The 14,961-nt window shown below is 68.7% G+C and carries 15 protein-coding genes; 1 reads left to right on the plus strand and 14 read right to left on the minus strand.

Annotation, left to right across the window (positions count from 1 at the left end; all coding sequences use genetic code 11):
* Window position 1: 1 nt before the first annotated feature.
* The 9 genes from ASD42_RS26105 to ASD42_RS26145 form a co-directional block, all read right to left on the minus strand.
* Entirely contained in the window at window positions 2-607 is a 606-nt protein-coding gene (locus ASD42_RS26105) for a response regulator transcription factor (RefSeq protein ID WP_056821362.1), read from the minus strand.
* Window positions 604-1,773 (minus strand): sensor histidine kinase, encoded by a 1,170-nt coding sequence (locus ASD42_RS26110; protein WP_056821364.1) that lies wholly within the window; start codon window positions 1,771-1,773, stop codon window positions 604-606. The genes ASD42_RS26105 and ASD42_RS26110 overlap by 4 nt, the downstream gene beginning before the upstream one ends.
* Window positions 1,774-1,855: 82 nt before the next feature.
* A complete protein-coding gene (locus ASD42_RS26115; protein WP_056821366.1) occupies window positions 1,856-2,641 on the minus strand; it encodes an ABC transporter permease in 786 nt (261 codons plus the stop codon).
* A gap of 1 nt (window position 2,642) precedes the next feature.
* Window positions 2,643-3,566 carry an ABC transporter ATP-binding protein gene (locus ASD42_RS26120; protein ID WP_056821368.1) on the minus strand — a complete coding sequence of 308 codons (924 nt, stop codon included), beginning with the start codon at window positions 3,564-3,566 and terminating at the stop codon, window positions 2,643-2,645.
* Between the two features lie 75 nt (window positions 3,567-3,641).
* Window positions 3,642-3,995 carry a YbjN domain-containing protein gene (locus ASD42_RS26125; protein ID WP_235569852.1) on the minus strand — a complete coding sequence of 118 codons (354 nt, stop codon included), beginning with the start codon at window positions 3,993-3,995 and terminating at the stop codon, window positions 3,642-3,644.
* 83 nt (window positions 3,996-4,078) lie between these two features.
* Window positions 4,079-4,900: an isoprenyl transferase gene (locus ASD42_RS26130; RefSeq protein WP_174551932.1), complete on the minus strand. Its 822-nt coding sequence runs from the start codon at window positions 4,898-4,900 to the stop codon at window positions 4,079-4,081.
* A 78-nt stretch (window positions 4,901-4,978) separates the two neighbouring features.
* Window positions 4,979-5,767 (minus strand): DNA repair protein RecO, encoded by a 789-nt coding sequence (recO, locus tag ASD42_RS26135; protein ID WP_056821370.1) that lies wholly within the window; start codon window positions 5,765-5,767, stop codon window positions 4,979-4,981.
* A 47-nt stretch (window positions 5,768-5,814) separates the two neighbouring features.
* Window positions 5,815-6,414 (minus strand): TetR/AcrR family transcriptional regulator, encoded by a 600-nt coding sequence (locus ASD42_RS26140; RefSeq protein ID WP_056821372.1) that lies wholly within the window; start codon window positions 6,412-6,414, stop codon window positions 5,815-5,817.
* Window positions 6,401-7,267 (minus strand): alpha/beta fold hydrolase, encoded by an 867-nt coding sequence (locus ASD42_RS26145; RefSeq protein ID WP_056821373.1) that lies wholly within the window; start codon window positions 7,265-7,267, stop codon window positions 6,401-6,403. Before ASD42_RS26145 ends, ASD42_RS26140 begins: the two co-directional genes overlap by 14 nt.
* 141 nt (window positions 7,268-7,408) lie before the next feature.
* Between ASD42_RS26145 and ASD42_RS26150 the strand changes: the two genes are divergently transcribed.
* Window positions 7,409-8,836, plus strand: a complete 1,428-nt coding sequence (locus tag ASD42_RS26150) for an amidase (RefSeq protein ID WP_056821375.1) — start codon at window positions 7,409-7,411, stop codon at window positions 8,834-8,836.
* A 13-nt stretch (window positions 8,837-8,849) separates the two neighbouring features.
* On the opposite strand, the gene ASD42_RS26155 is transcribed toward ASD42_RS26150, so the two are convergent.
* The 5 genes from ASD42_RS26155 to ybeY all read right to left on the minus strand — a co-directional run bounded on the left by ASD42_RS26155 (window position 8,850) and on the right by ybeY (window position 14,920).
* Complete coding sequence (locus ASD42_RS26155; protein WP_235569831.1) at window positions 8,850-11,696, minus strand: ABC transporter substrate-binding protein; 2,847 nt, start codon at window positions 11,694-11,696, stop codon at window positions 8,850-8,852.
* Window positions 11,697-11,781: 85 nt separating this feature from the next.
* Window positions 11,782-12,693 (minus strand): GTPase Era, encoded by a 912-nt coding sequence (era, locus tag ASD42_RS26160; protein ID WP_056821377.1) that lies wholly within the window; start codon window positions 12,691-12,693, stop codon window positions 11,782-11,784.
* Complete coding sequence (locus tag ASD42_RS26165; RefSeq protein WP_056821379.1) at window positions 12,686-13,021, minus strand: hypothetical protein; 336 nt, start codon at window positions 13,019-13,021, stop codon at window positions 12,686-12,688. The genes era and ASD42_RS26165 overlap by 8 nt, the downstream gene beginning before the upstream one ends.
* Window positions 13,014-14,375 (minus strand): hemolysin family protein, encoded by a 1,362-nt coding sequence (locus ASD42_RS26170; protein WP_056821382.1) that lies wholly within the window; start codon window positions 14,373-14,375, stop codon window positions 13,014-13,016. The genes ASD42_RS26165 and ASD42_RS26170 overlap by 8 nt, the downstream gene beginning before the upstream one ends.
* Window positions 14,372-14,920 (minus strand): rRNA maturation RNase YbeY, encoded by a 549-nt coding sequence (gene ybeY / locus ASD42_RS26175; RefSeq protein ID WP_056821384.1) that lies wholly within the window; start codon window positions 14,918-14,920, stop codon window positions 14,372-14,374. Before ybeY ends, ASD42_RS26170 begins: the two co-directional genes overlap by 4 nt.
* Window positions 14,921-14,961 lie beyond the last annotated feature (41 nt).

The raw sequence follows: 14,961 nt of genomic DNA on the forward strand, positions 1-14,961 counted from the left end.
GCTACAACCAGCCCTGACGTTGCGCCACCAAGATCGCCTCCGCGCGGTTGCGGGTGCCGGTCTTGCCGATCGCGGCCGAAAGATGGTTGCGCACAGTTCCTTCCGAGAGGTGTAAACGCTGGGCGATGACCCCGGCCGCCGAACCGTCGGCAGCCGCGGCCAGCACTTGACGTTCCCTCGCCGTGAGCGGAGAGGTTCCGGCGGTGAGGGTCTCGGTCGCCAGCGCCGGGTCCACAACGCGTAGTCCCAGGTGTACCCGGCGGACCGCGTCGGCCAGTTCCCGTGCGGGAGTGTCCTTCACGACGAAGCCGCTCGCGCCGGCATCGATAGCGCGGCGTAGGTAGCCGGGGCGCCCGAACGTGGTGACCATGAGGATCCGCACACGCGGGTGTTCGGCGTGCAGGCGGGCGGCGACCTCGATGCCGTCCAGGCCGGGCATGTCGATGTCGAGGAGTGCCACGTCGGGGCCGGTGCGGGTCACCGCGGCCAGGACTTCGTCGCCGCGGCCTACCTCGGCGACCACCTCGAGGTCGGATTCCAGACCGAGCAGGGCGACGAGCGCGCCGCGCACCAGTGCCTGGTCGTCGGCGAGCAGCAGCCGGATCATCGAGCACTCCCTTCCGCGGGCACCGCCGCCAGCAGGCCGACGCCGCCGCCCGGTGGCGTGGACACGGTCAACGTGCCACCGGCCGCGCGCAGTCGCTCGGCCAGCCCGCGCAAACCCGCGCCGGACGGTGCGGTGACATCGAAGCCGCGGCCGTCGTCGGTGATCTCGATGCTGTTCTCGGTGACGACGACGGTGCAGTGTTCGGCCGCACTGTGGCGCACGACGTTGGTCACCGCTTCGCGCAGTACCCAACCGAACAGCTCGCCGTGCCGAGTGTCCACCATCGTCGAATCAGGCAGTACAGCAACGATTTCGGCGGCGGTCAGCGCGGTGTGCGCGGTGGCGAGTTCGCGGTGCAGACTCACCTCACGCAGACCACCGACGGTATCGCGTACCCCGGCGAGCGCCTCGCGGGCCAGTCGTTCCACGTCGGCGAGTTCGGCCTTGGCGCGCGCCACGTCGACATCGATAAGGCGTTGCGCGAGTTCGGTTTTGATGGTGATGACCGTGAGGGAATGGCCGAGGATGTCGTGCACATCGCGGGCGACCCGATTGCGCTCGGCCTCGATCGCCAGGTCGGCGCGCTGACTGCGGGTAATCGCCTGGAGTCGCCTGCCACGCAGGCCGATCTCTCTGGCGAGCCAGATCACCGGCGGTATCACCGCGAGCACCAGCGCTGTGCCGCCGAGCCACCAACCCGGCGCGAACACGGGTACTGCCACCATCGCCGCCGATACCGCCACCACCACGGCCAACGAGAGCCGGGTCGGCAGCGAGAATATCGCGACCACGGCGATGTAGAGGGCGGTCGGGAGCGCGGACGCGCCGAGCAGCGCCATCATCGCCACCGACAACGCGGCCATGCCGGCCAGCAGTGGCCAGATCCGCGGATCGACGGATCGCGGATCGTCCTGCTCGTCCCAGTCGAGTCTGCGGAAGACGACGAACGCCGTCACGATCAGCCCGCCGAACGCGAGCACGGCTGCCGTCGCACCGGCCGCCCGCACCGTGCCGTGCTCGACCCAGCTGTCGTAGATCTGCGGCACCAGGTACAGCAACCATCCCGCCGCGAGCGCGGCACCGAACCACCCGCGGCGCATGCCGCTGGCGTCGGCCGCCCCGGTGCCGAACACCCGGTCGACGAAGTCACCCGAACTCACGAACATTCCCCTTCTCACAGCACTTGCGCAGCCACGCGGGCCGGCGAGTACCGACGGTACCCACGAATCGGCCCGCGTGATCGTTCGTTCAGCGGGCGGTGTCCCGGCGGAACAGTGCGGCCGCGCCCATGACGAACACCGCGGTCCACGCGACGACATTCACCACGGCCAGCGCGATGGTGCCCGCACCGGTGCCACCGAACGGGGTGCGCACCAGCGTGGCGACCCCGTTGGTCGGCAGCACCTTCGACACGGTGGCGAACCACCCGTGGATCGGGAAGAACAGCCCACCCGCGAACGACAGCATCGCCAGTCCGGGGCCGAGCAGTTGCATGACGTTCTCCGAGGGCAACAGATAGCCCATGAGCAGACCGAAGGCCGCGAACACCAGCGAGCAGACCCAGGCGAGCAGGAAGCAGGCCACCCACGCCACCGGCGTCAGAACGGCACCGGAGAACGCGCCGACGACGAACACCGTCGCCACCGCCGCCAGCCCCAGCGACATCGCGACCGCGACCTTCGTGGCCACGTAGGCCACCGGCCGCAGCGGCGTCAGCCGTAGCTGGCGGGTCCAGCCGTGGGCACGTTCGACAGCCACCATCGCGCCACCGCTGGTGGTCGCGAGCAGGGCGCCGTAGAGCGCCATCGACACCATGATGTAGCCGGTGATGTTGCCCGAGCCGAAGGATTCGTCCCGATTTCCGCCCTGGAGACCGAAGATCACGAAGAAGACCGGCGGCATGACCAGGGTGAAGATCAGGGTGCGCCGGTTGCGGAGCATGCGGCGGAGTTCGAGCGAGAGAAAGGCCGGGCTGAAGCCGCCGAGGCGAGGTGTGCCCATCGGTTTCGTCGCGGTGCGGGTTGTCTCGATCATGTCAGCGCTCGCCTTCGGGTGCGGAGGTCAGCGCGAGGAACGCCGATTCCAGGTTGTGGGTGGTGATTTCGATGTCGTGGGCCGCGGTGTGGGTGAGCAGGAAACGGGCGATGTCATCGGAGTCTCTGGCCTGCAACAGGATTCGATCGCCGCGCAGCTCCACATGCTCGACACCCGGTAGCGCCGACAGGTGCGCCGGGTCGGCGCCGGGCAGGGTGGCCGCCACGGTGCGGCCGACGGCCAGGTTCTTGATCTGGGCGGCGCTGCCGTCGGCGACGATGCGACCGGCACGCACCAGCACGATCCGGTCGGCGTAGGCATCGGCTTCGTCGAGATAGTGGGTGGCGAACAGCACGGTGCGGCCGCTTCCGGCGTCCTCGCGCATGGCCGCCCAGAAATCGCGCCTGCCCGACACGTCCATGCCGGTGGTGGGTTCGTCCAGCACGATCAGGTCCGGGTCGGGCAGCAGTGCCAGCGCGAACCGCAACCGCTGCTGCTGGCCGCCCGAACACTTTCCGACGAGGCGGTCGGCGATATCGGCGATCCCTGCCCGCTCGAGGACTTCCGCCACCGGCCGCGGCCGGGCGTGCAGGGCGGCGACCAGACGGACGGTTTCGCCGACGGTGAGGTCGGGCAGCAGCCCGCCCGACTGCAGCACCGCGGCCACCCGACCGGCCTGCACGGCATCCTCGGGCGCCTCGCCGAAGACCGTGACTGTGCCGGAGTCGGGGGTGGCCAGGCCGAGGAGCAAGTCGATCGCGGTCGACTTACCCGCGCCGTTGGGGCCGAGGAAGGCGACGATCTCCCCCGGCGCGACGGTCAGGTCGAGACCGTCGACGGCACGGACCGGATCCGTCGTTCCGGGAAAGGATTTACGCAGGTCACGCAGCTCGATGGCCGCGCGGGTCGTTCGTGGTGAAGGCATGGTTCAAGATTCGCGCGAACGGGGCCGCGAAACCTGAGCCGACTGTCACCCTTCGCCCATGACAGGTGTCACGGGCTAGGGCGCGAGCAACCCCTGACGGGCTCGGCTCGCACCGGACAGCGCGAGCAGCAGCATGGTGGTGAGTGCCCCGTCGTCCAGGCCTTCGGCGGGGAAGGTGTAGCGCAGGATGACATCGCCCAGTTGGCCACGGGCGATCAGCGTGACCGAGCCGAACTGGATCTCGTTGTTGCGTTCGGCGACACGCTTGTGCAGGGCCGCCTTGAGCGGACGATCCCAGGCCAGGACGCTGGTCAGGGACAGCACGGTGAGGCCGGGGGCGAGGGTGACGGCGCGGATCGAGCACAGTGCGCCGTCGTATTCGAAACCCAGCGACCTGTCGGCGTCGACGCGGACTTCGATGTCCTGCATCTGCAAGCAGGCACCGGCCCGCGCCTGCAGGTCGAGTTCCGGGGTGAGTAGCGCATCCATGTCGGCTCCGTCTTGACTGTCGCTCATTTGGCGCCACCGAAGCGACGATCGCGCTTGGCGTATTCCAGGCACGCGTCCCACAGGTTACGCCGGTCGAAGTCGGGGAAAAGCGTGTCCTGGTAGACGAATTCGGCGTAGGCGGCCTGCCAGATCAGGAAGTTCGAGCTGCGGAACTCGCCGGAGGGGCGAAGGAACAGGTCGACGTCGGGCATATCGGGTTCGTCGAGATATTTCGCGACGGTGGCCTCGTCGACCTTCTCCGGGTCGATCTCGCCCGCGGCCACCCGGCGCGCGATTTCCCTTGCGGCGTCAGCGATTTCGGCACGGCCACCGTAGTTGACGCACATGGTCAGCGTCATCACGTCGTTGTCCTTGGTGAGCTCTTCGGCCACCTCGAGTTCCTTGATCACGCTGCGCCACAGACGAGGTCGGCGACCGGCCCAGCGCACGCGCACACCCATCTCGTGCATCTCGTCACGGCGGCGGCGGATCACGTCGCGGTTGAAGCCCATCAGGAAGCGCACCTCGTCGGGACTGCGCCGCCAGTTCTCGGTGGAGAAGGCGTAGGCGGACAGCCACTTGACGCCGATCTCGATGCAGCCTTCGACGGAGTCCATGAGCACGGCCTCGCCGCGTTCGTGTCCGGCGGTGCGCGGCAGACCACGTTCCTGGGCCCAGCGGCCGTTGCCGTCCATCACCAGCGCGACGTGGTTGGGCACGAGCTCCGGCGGGATCGCGGGCGGGCGCGCGCCGGAGGGATGCTGGGACGGCGGGCGCACGGTGCGGGTGCCGCCGTCCGGCTTGCTCGCGGGAGAAGAGTCACGACGCAGGATCACGGCATCCATCCTGCCTGATCGCCAGGTGCGGGCTGCACGGGCTCCGGATTGAGAGGAGCGCGGCGGTAGGTGTGGAGCGTCGACCTGTCAGCTGACCCGCCCGACGACAGCGGCGTCGGACCGGTCCGTGGACGGGGATTCGATGCGGGATCGCTCGATCAGCGGCAGCGTGCGCAGCTGACGTTCCAGATGCCACTGCAGGTGGGCGGCGACCAGACCGCTGGCCTGGCGGCGGACATTGTCGGGGACGCTGTCGACATAGGCCCACTCCCCCTTCAACAGGGCGACGAGCAGATCGAGCACCCCGGTGACAGGCGTGCTCGCGCCCGGCGGGCGACAGTGCACGCAGACCGCGCCGCCCGCTGCCACGTGGAATGCGCGGTGCGGGCCGGGGGTCGCGCAGCGGGCGCATTCGTCGAGCGCGGGCGCCCAACCGGCAAAGCCCATGGCGCGCAACAGGTATGCGTCGAGGATCAGTTCGTGCGGGCGCTGCTTGGCGGCGATGGCGCGCAGGGCGCCCGCGGTGAGTACGTGCAGCTTCGGGGCGGGTGCGCGTTCTTCGCCCGCGAGGCGTTCGGCGGTTTCGAGGATCGCGCACGCGGTGGTGTAGCGGCCGTAGTCGTCGATGATGTCGGCGGCGAACGCCTCGACGGTGATGACCTGGGTGACGATGTCGAGTGTGCGACCCGGGTGCAACTGCACGTCGATGTAGGAGAACGGCTCGAGCCGCGCCCCGAACTTCGACTTGGTGCGCCGCACCCCCTTCGCCACCGCCCTGACGAGCCCGTGTTGCCTGGTCAGGAGCGTGACGATGCGATCGGCCTCGCCCAGCTTGTGCTGGCGAACCACTACCGCCTCATCCCGATACAACCGCACGTGGCCAGTCTTGCACGCGGGCCCGACACCGCGGTCACGGACACGGATCAGGATCGGAGCAGGCCGGCGATGAGCAGCAGCAGCGATTGCTGGGTTTCGAGGCGGGCACGGTCGGGGTCATCGGCGTGGGCGACGATGAGCGAGGCTTCGGTGATGGCGCTGAGCAGTAGTTGCGCGAGTACCGGGACCGGGGCGACCGGGATAAGGCCCGCGTCGGTGGCGCGTTGCAGTTCGGCGGTGATGAGGCCGAGTCCGTGGCGCGCTTCGAATTCACGGAAGGCGGGCCAGCCGAGCACGGTCGGGGCGTCCATCAACACGATGCGCAGCATCTCCGGGCGGGCACAGATGTCGAGGAACCGCGCCAGACCAGCGGTCATGCCGCCGATGATGTCGGCGCGGTCGACAGCGGCCACGGCGCTCGCGATCTCCTCGGTGGCCTCGGTCTCGACCTGCTCGAGGACGGCGAGGAACAGTCCGCGCTTGTCGCCGTAGTGGTGGTGCAGGGCACCGCGGGTGACGCCGGCGGCGGCCACCAACTGCTCGGCCGACGTACCGGCGAAGCCGCGCTCGGCGAACAGGCTACGGCCTGCCTGCTCGAGCGCGGCTCGGGTAGTGCGGGAACGATCCTCCTGACTACGGCGCTGCATGCAGCCGAGTGAACTCCACGATCAGTTCGGTGAGCAACTCCGGCCGGTCCTCGGAGACGAAAGTGTAGGAATTGTCGATGGTGCGCAGGCTCGCCCGCGGTAGATCCGCGACCAGTCGTTCGGCCAGCGCCATCGGGAACAGCTTGTCCTCGGTGGACCACACCACGAGCACCGGCAGATCGACCGTGGGGAAACGCTGTGCGGCGGCGATGGTGCACCGGTTGTCCACACCGGCGGCGAACCGGCGCAGATCGTCGCGAATGGCGGCGTCATGTCGGGCGGGCCCCAGGTAGGACTGCGCGATATCTTGCGGCAGTGCGCGTTTGGTCACCCAACCGAAGCCGAGCGGCAGGCGCTGCGCGAACTTCCAGCGCATCGGTGCCAGCAGTGGGCGGATCACGCCGGGAATCTTCGCCACCTTCAGCAGTCCCGAGAAGGGCCGGGGCGGGAACACTTCGTAACAGTCGACGGCGGCCAGCACGACGCGACCGATCCGTTCCGGTCGGCGGGTCATCAGAATCTGGGTGAGCGCGCCGCCGGTGTCGTTGGCGACGACGGTGACATCGGTGAGGTCGAGTGCGTCGAGGAACTCGGCGATCAGGTCCGCGATGCCGGTGGGGCTCAGGTCGGCGGCGGGCAGCGGGATGGTGTGGGATCCGAGTGGCCAGTCGGGTGCGAGGCAGCGGTGTCCGGCGGCGACGAGGCCGGGCACCACCCCGCGCCAGATATCGGCGTTGACGAGCAGTCCGTGGACGAAGACGACCGGCGATCCGGTGCCGGTGTCGTGATAGCGGATGCGGCCGGTCGACAGGGCGATCTCGTGCGCCGGGCCGAGTGCTGAGCTGATTCCCATGGGTCCTCCCCTGGTCGAATGCTGGACTCCTCCACTGTTACATACATACCGTATGTATGTCTATACCCACCCTAGGGGATGTGGACGGGTGACCAGCTTCGGGTTACCGTCGAGCCAAGTACCTGCAGAGATGGAGCTCACATGTCCGCGCCCGACCACATCGCGCCGAATTCCTCGGCCGACCTCGGTCTCACCGACCTGTCCGCGGCCATCGCCGAGGGCAGCATCTCCTCGGTTACGGCCGTCGCCGACGCGCTCGAGCGGATCGAGGCGTCGCAGCCGACGCTCAACGCGTTCCGGGTCGTGCGTCGCGAAGCCGCGCTCCGGGAGGCGGCCGAGGCGGACGCGCGCGTGGCGGCGGGTGTGCGGCTGCCTCTGCTCGGTGTGCCGATCGCGGTCAAGGACGACACCGATATCAGCGGCGAGGTCACCGCGTTCGGGTGCGGTGGGGAATTCGCGCCGAAGACCGCCGACGCCGAATCGGTGCGCCGGTTGCGCGCGGCGGGTGCGGTGATCGTCGGCAAGGCCAATACCTGCGAGCTGGGGCAGTTGCCCTTCACCAGTGGTGACGCGTTCGGATACACCCGTAACCCATGGGATCGCACGCGCACGCCGGGTGGGTCATCGGGCGGGTCGGCGGCGGCGGTCGCGGCCGGATTGGTCCCGGCGGCACTGGGTTCCGATGGTGCGGGGTCGGTGCGTATCCCGGCCTCGTGGACGAACCTGGTCGGGATCAAGCCGCAGCGTGGGCGCATCTCCACCTGGCCGCTGGCGGAGGCGTTCAACGGGCTCACCGTCAACGGCCCGCTCGCGCGCACCGTGCGTGACGCGGCGATGCTGCTCGACATCGCCGCCGGACCGCACGACGGCGACCGGCACAGGCCCGCGCCGATCGATGCGAGCGCAGCGGTCGGGCGCGATCCTGGCAGGCTCAGAATCGCTCTCTCCCTGAGCATTCCGTACACCGCGACCAAGACCGCACTCGATCCGCAGATCGCGGCGGCCGTGCACGCGCTGGCGGGCACTCTGCGCACGCTCGGCCATACCGTCACCGTGACGGACCTGCACTACGGGTTGATGATCGGCGCGTCCTTCCTGCCGCGCTCGCTGGCGGGGATCAGTCGCGTGCACCGGGATATGCCCGGAGCCGTTGTCGACCCACGGACCACGGCCAATGCGCGCATCGGCCGAGTACTCAGCGGGCCCGCACTCACCGCGGCGCGACTCGCGGAACCGCTGCTGCACAAGCGAATCGGTTCGTTCTTCGACGACTACGACCTCGTGCTGGCGCCGACCACCGCGACCCCTCCCCCGCAGGTGGAACAGATCGATGGCATCGGCGTCGGCGCGACCAACAGCCTGATCACCGCCGCGTGCCCGTATACGTGGCCGTGGAACGTGCTCGGCTGGCCGAGCGTGAACGTACCGGCGGGCTTCACCGAATCCGGGCTGCCGATCGGCGCGCAATTGATGGGCACCGCAGACAGTGAACCGCTGCTGATTTCGCTTGCGGCCCAGCTGGAATCAGAACTGCACTGGGACCGCAACCGTCCCGTGCGGTGGTGGTGATTCACCGGGTGCGCTAACGCCCCGGTTCGATCCACCCTTCGAGATCGCTCTTCGTGCCCGACGGACAACCGTCCTGGCCGGTCTGCCGAGGAAACATCACCAGGCAGCGCTGCGGGCCCGATCCGCCGACCGCGGCGGTGACCAGGACCGCGATCGACGAGCCGTCGGCGACGCGGCTGGTCGAGAAGCCGAGCGTGCCGGTGACGCCGCGATAGTCGGACTCGCGCAGCTGGACCGCGATGGCGGTTCGGTTCGGCGGGAGGTCGGCGAGGACGCCACGGCTGTTGCGCACAGCCTGGACGAACAGGCCGCTCACGTCGAAAGCCAGACCGGTGCGGTCGCCGGCCCAGGTGGGCCGGTAGTCGGTGAGCCCGGCATAGCCACGGAGGTCTTCGATCAACCCGGCCAGCTCGGTACACAGCTGCTCGTGTTCGAACGGCACCGGCTGGCCGCCGAGTTTGCCGATGCCGCTGACACAGTCGGCCCCGCCGAGCATGACCGGCGACGCCTTGGACACGTAGCGCACGGTGAGGTTGGCGGGAAGTGCGGCGGTGGCTTTCGGATCGGTGATCAGCCTGGTCACCGCGTCGTTGCCGAGGATCGCCGGGCCCGCGCCGCTGAGGCAGCCGCGACTCACCGATTTGGCGAAAGTCGGGAAGTCGTCGTTGCGGCCCGCGAAGAACAGCAGGGTGCGGCGGCCGAATCCGGCGGTTTCGCACGGCGCGGGAAAACGGTAGAGCTGCTGTTGTTCGCGCCAGCTCATACTCTCCTGCGCCACCCCGCGTTCGGTGAGTTCTTTCTGCACGTCCTCGACCAAGGTGGTCACGTACAGGTCACCGGCGGCCTCGGGGTGATAGATCGCCACCTTGTCGTAGCGGGGCGCGCCGTTGAGATCGCGAGCGCCCTGCACATAGTCGGCGACGAGGCGGGCCTGCACCCTATTGCTCGGTGCCGCTTGGAAGTACAGCGGAGATGCCTCTTCGAGACCATCAGCGGACAGCGTTGTCGCTACCGCGGGCACACCAAGCTCGCCGAGACGGGTGATGGCTCTGCGGGTTTCGTCGTTACTGCGATCGATCCCGACGACGCCGAGCACGCTGGGGTCATCGGCCACGAGCTCGCGCAGCGGATTGTCGACCACCCACCCGGCATGGCGCATATCGGAGCCGCCGTTGGCGATGATGATGCGCAGCAACGGTTCCGATTCGTCGGAGGCCAGTAACGCGCGACGCTGCTGCACCGCCAGACCGGCGAGTTCCTCCACCTGGGCGTGCGGGTAGCGCACATTGGTGTCGACGTAGCTGAGGCCGGCGAAGTACACCAGCGAGACCAAGGGGCGGTTCGGATTGCTCGCGCGCGCGTCGGACGCGGCAGCGTTGAGCCGGAACACCTCTCGTTGCATCGCCGACAACTCGGGGTCGTCGGCGAAGGTCTGCCGGGGGTTGTCGCTGTAGCCGACACATTCGCCGCCGCGCAGACTCACCGAGACACCGCCGGTCCACGGCCAATGCGAACACTGTGCCCCGCGCAACGGCGGAAAGTAGACCAGCGTCGCGGCCACCGCGATCACGATCGGGATCAGCACGCACAGACCGACGAACCAGCTGCGCGCGGCGAGCGGCGGCGCGGGCGGCAGTGCGAGACCACGGAATCGGGCATCGCTCACACGCGGGGTGGTGTCGGGCGGCAGGATCGCGCGCAACGGCAGGAACCACGCGTCGGCCTGACGATGAGTGCGCCGGTTGTCGATCTCGCGCACCCACTCCTGCAGCGGATCGGGCGGTTGTGGGGACGGCGTGTCGGCGAGACTTTCCAGGGTGCGCAGCGGGCGCAGATCACTGATGTGCGAGAGCTCGCCGACCTCGCGGATCGGCCCCTCGTCCCGCAACGCCACGACCACCAGCGGATCGAAAAGGCCCGTCTCGTTGCGGATTTCGTTGATCCAGGTGAGGATGCGCGCACCGTCGCTGCCCTCGGCGAGACCGCCGAGCAACGCCACCGGGTACGCGGTGCGCCGCCAGCTCGACGGGCGCCAGATCCGGCGCCGGTAGGCGTCGCGCAGGTCCTCGAGAAACGCGTGCACGAGGAGCTTGGCGACCTGCTCCTCGTTCTCGTCGACCCGGTGCGAAGCGGTGAGCCGGGACGCGAAACCCAGGAAGCTGCCCGACAATTCGGGCGCCAGGTAGCGCTGGTGCAGGAACCACCGCGTCACCTTCGACATACCGGGGATGCGCCCGGACACCCACAGCCACAACCGCAGCACCGGCCACAGGGCGAGCACGCCGAAGACCACGCGTGAAATCGTGTCGCCCGCAACACCTTCGGCGGTGTCGGAGCGGCTCGTCGGCGAACCGCTGCGCAGTAGTTTGGGCAGCCTGCGGCGCAATTCGTCGGGCGCCTCGGATTCGTCGGAGGTCACCCGCTGGCGGGTCAGCCAGTCGGCGGTGCGATAGCGCGGGAACTTGATCGCACCCATCGCGGTGTCGTCGGCCGCGAAACCGGCGACCAGATGCTGGACGATCGGCAGGCAGTGGCCCGGGATCTCCTGATCATTGGCGTGCGGGCCCGCGTCGATCGCATTGAGGTCGGGGGTGAGCTGGGTACGCGGCAGGTCGGGCGCGTGCAGGTCGATCTTGACGCGCGGGGTCGCCCGCCTGCCACCGGATTCACTGAGCCAGCTGTAGATTTCGCCGACCAACGCCGTATGCCCGGTGACGCCGACGATTTCGACGATCGGGCGGGGCAGCGCACGCCGCCTGCGTACCAGGGTGCGCAGCACGCGCGGACGGGCGTCGGGAATCTCCAGCGCCCGCAGCAGCTCGAGCAGCTTGCCGACATCATTGGCATCTGGCACTTCCACGGCCTCCCCCGGACGTTCAGCGAACCACGTCGAACGAACCGGCGTGTTCGCCGAACGATACCCCGAACCGCCGACACTCAAACGGTCAAAAGCCCAGCTTCCCCAGCTGTTTCGGGTCGCGCTGCCAATCCTTGGCGACCTTCACGTGCAAGTTCAGGTAGATGCGAGTACCGAGAATGTGCTCGATCTGTTTGCGGGCATTGGTGCCGACCTCTTTGAGGCGGGCGCCGTTCTTGCCGATGATGATCGCCTTCTGGCTGGGCCGCTCGACATACAGCAGGGCATGCACTTCGAGCATGTCCTCGTTCGCCGCGTACGGCTCGATGTCTTCGATGACCACGGCCAGCGAGTGCGGCAGTTCGTCGCGCACGCCCTCGAGCGCGGCCTCGCGGATCAGCTCGGCCATGAGGGTTTCCTCCGGCTCGTCGGTGATCTCACCGTCGGGGTAGAACGCCGGGCCCTCGGGCAACTGCGAGGCGATCAGGTCGACGAGCACCTCGACCTGTTCGCCCTTCACCGCCGAGACCGGAATGACCTCGGACTCGGGGCCGAGCAGCTTCACCAGGGCCATCAGCTGATGGGCGATCTCGTCGCGGCCCACCTTGTCGATCTTGGTGACCACGCCGAGGATCTTGGTCTTGGGCGCCATCATCTTGATCTGCTCGACGATCCAGCGGTCACCGGGGCCGATCTTCTCGTCGGCCGGAATGCACAGTGCGATCAGGTCGACCTCGGAATAGGTGTCGCGGACCAGGTCGTTGAGGCGCTGGCCGAGCAGGGTGCGCGGGCGGTGCAGCCCGGGGGTGTCGACCAGGATCAGCTGGGCGTCCTCGCGGTGCACGATGCCGCGGATGGTGTGGCGGGTGGTCTGCGGGCGCGAGGAGGTGATCGCGATCTTGGTGCCGACCAGCGCGTTGGTGAGCGTCGACTTGCCGGTGTTCGGGCGGCCGACGAAACAGACGAAGCCGGAATGGAATTCCTTGCCGGAGTCAGCCACCGTGCACCTCGCTCAGCACGGCACCGGTGCGGTCGGTGCGGACGATCGAGGCCGAAGGCGAGACCTCACGGACCGCGCCGATACCCGCGTCGTCGGCGTCACCGGCGACGACGACCGCCGCTTCGAACCCCTCCGCGCCACTCGAGATCGCGGCGGCCACAGCGGCCTGCAACGCGGTCAGGCGCAGGGCGGTCAGCGCTACCTCGCCCGCGGCGTAGGTGCGCCCGTCGGTGTCGCGCACCGCGGCGCCGCTCGCGCCGCCGGTGCGCCCGAGCGCGCCACGCGCCAGTACCAGCAGCTTGTTGTCCTCGGCGTCCAGTTCACTCATGGTTTTCTCCGTTGTCGTCGGGCACGCGCACCTGGTCGGTGTCGGCGGTTGCCTCGTCGGTCGCGCCCTTGCGGGGCTTGTCGGTCTTCTTCTCTGCTTTATCCGCGGCCCGGCGCACCAGCACGGTGTTGACGCGCATGCGCCCGCGCGCGTCGGCGCCGCCCTCGCCGCGCAGCACCAGCCCGTAGACGGTCACCTTGGAGCCGGGCAGCGGGACGCGGCCCAGCTCGTGCGCGAGCAGCCCGCCGACGGTGTCGACGTCGTCGTCCTCGATGTCGAGGCCGTACAGCTCCCCCAGGTCCTCCACCGACAGCCGCGACGAGATGCGGTAGCGACCCTCACCGAGGTCCTCCACGGGCGGAGTCTCGTCGGTGTCGTATTCGTCGTTGATCTCGCCGACGATCTCTTCCAGCACGTCCTCGATGGTTACCAGTCCCGCGATGCCGCCGTACTCGTCGACCAGCAGCGCCATGTGATTGCGCCGCCGCTGCATCTCGTCGAGGAGTGCGTCGAGCGGCTTGGAATCGGGGACGAAGATCGCGGGCCGCATGACGTCACGCACCGATACCTTGCGGGCGCGATCGGCATAGGGCACCAGGTCTTTCAGGTAGACCACGCCGCGCACGTCGTCGACGTTCTCACCGATCACCGGGATCCGGGAGTGGCCGGAGCGCACGGCCAGCGACATCGCCTGGGCGGCGGTCTTGTCGTCCTCGATCCACACCATCTCGGTGCGCGGCACCATCACCGCGCGGGCCGGGGTGTCGCCGAGTTCGAAGACCGACTGGATCATCCGGCGTTCGTCATCGGCCACCACGCCGCGCTCGCGGGCCATGTCGACCACCTCGCGCAGCTCGATCTCGGAAGCGAAGGGGCCGTTGCGAAATCCCTTACCCGGGGTGATCGCGTTGCCGAGCAGAATCAGCAGCCGACTGACCGGGCTGAGCACCGCGCCGATGATCTGCAACGGCACGGCGGCGGCCAACGCGATCGAGTAGGCGTGCTGGCGGCCGAGCGTACGCGGGCCGACGCCGATCACGACGTAGGAAACCACCACCATCAACGTGGCCGTGACCAGTAGTGCCGTGGTCTCGTTCCACAGTTCCAAGGTCGCCGCGGCCAGCAGCACGGTGGCGGTGATCTCGCACAGAATACGCAGCAGGACAACGAGATTCACATAGCGCGGACGGTCGTCGACGATCGTGCGCAGCCGGGCGGCACCGGAGCGCTCCTCGCGGACCATGTCGTCGAGCCTGGCCCGCGACACCGTGTTCAGTGCCGAGTCGACGCCCGCGAACACCCCGCCGATGCCGATCAACACGATCGCCAGCGAAATCAGGGTCAGTACTGTCACGCGGGGCCTTCACCGGGTGCGGTGAAACCTGCCTTGCCGAGTAGTCGGTCGTCACGCTCGGCCAGCTCCGCACGGCGCTGTTCCTCACGCAGGCTCACGTACCACTCCTCGAGCAGCTGGGCCTGCAGCGCGAACATCTCCTTCTCCTCCTCCGGCTCGGCATGGTCGTAGCCGAGCAGGTGGAGCACGCCGTGCACGGTGAGCAGGGCCAGCTCGTGGTCGAGCGAATGGTCGGCCTTCTGCGCCTGACCCATCGCGAACTCCGGGCACAGCACGATGTCGCCGAGCATGGACGGGCCGGGCTCGGGGCTGTCGGGACGGCCGCCGGGCTCGAGCTCGTCCATCGGGAACGACATCACGTCGGTGGGGCCGGGCAGATCCATCCAGCGCACGTGCAGGTCGGCCATGGTGTCGAGATCGACGAGCACCATCGACAGCTCGGCGGCCGGATGGACGTCCATCCGAGCGATCACGAAACGCGCGACGCTGACCAGGTCTTCTTCGGGAACGTCCATACCCGATTCGTTGGCGATCTCGATGCTCACCCGTTCAGGGTACGGTGCCGACCCGACGCCGCCGGGAGCGG

It is taken from the genome of Nocardia sp. Root136, from assembly GCF_001427185.1.
Lineage (GTDB): Bacteria > Actinomycetota > Actinomycetes > Mycobacteriales > Mycobacteriaceae > Nocardia > Nocardia salmonicida.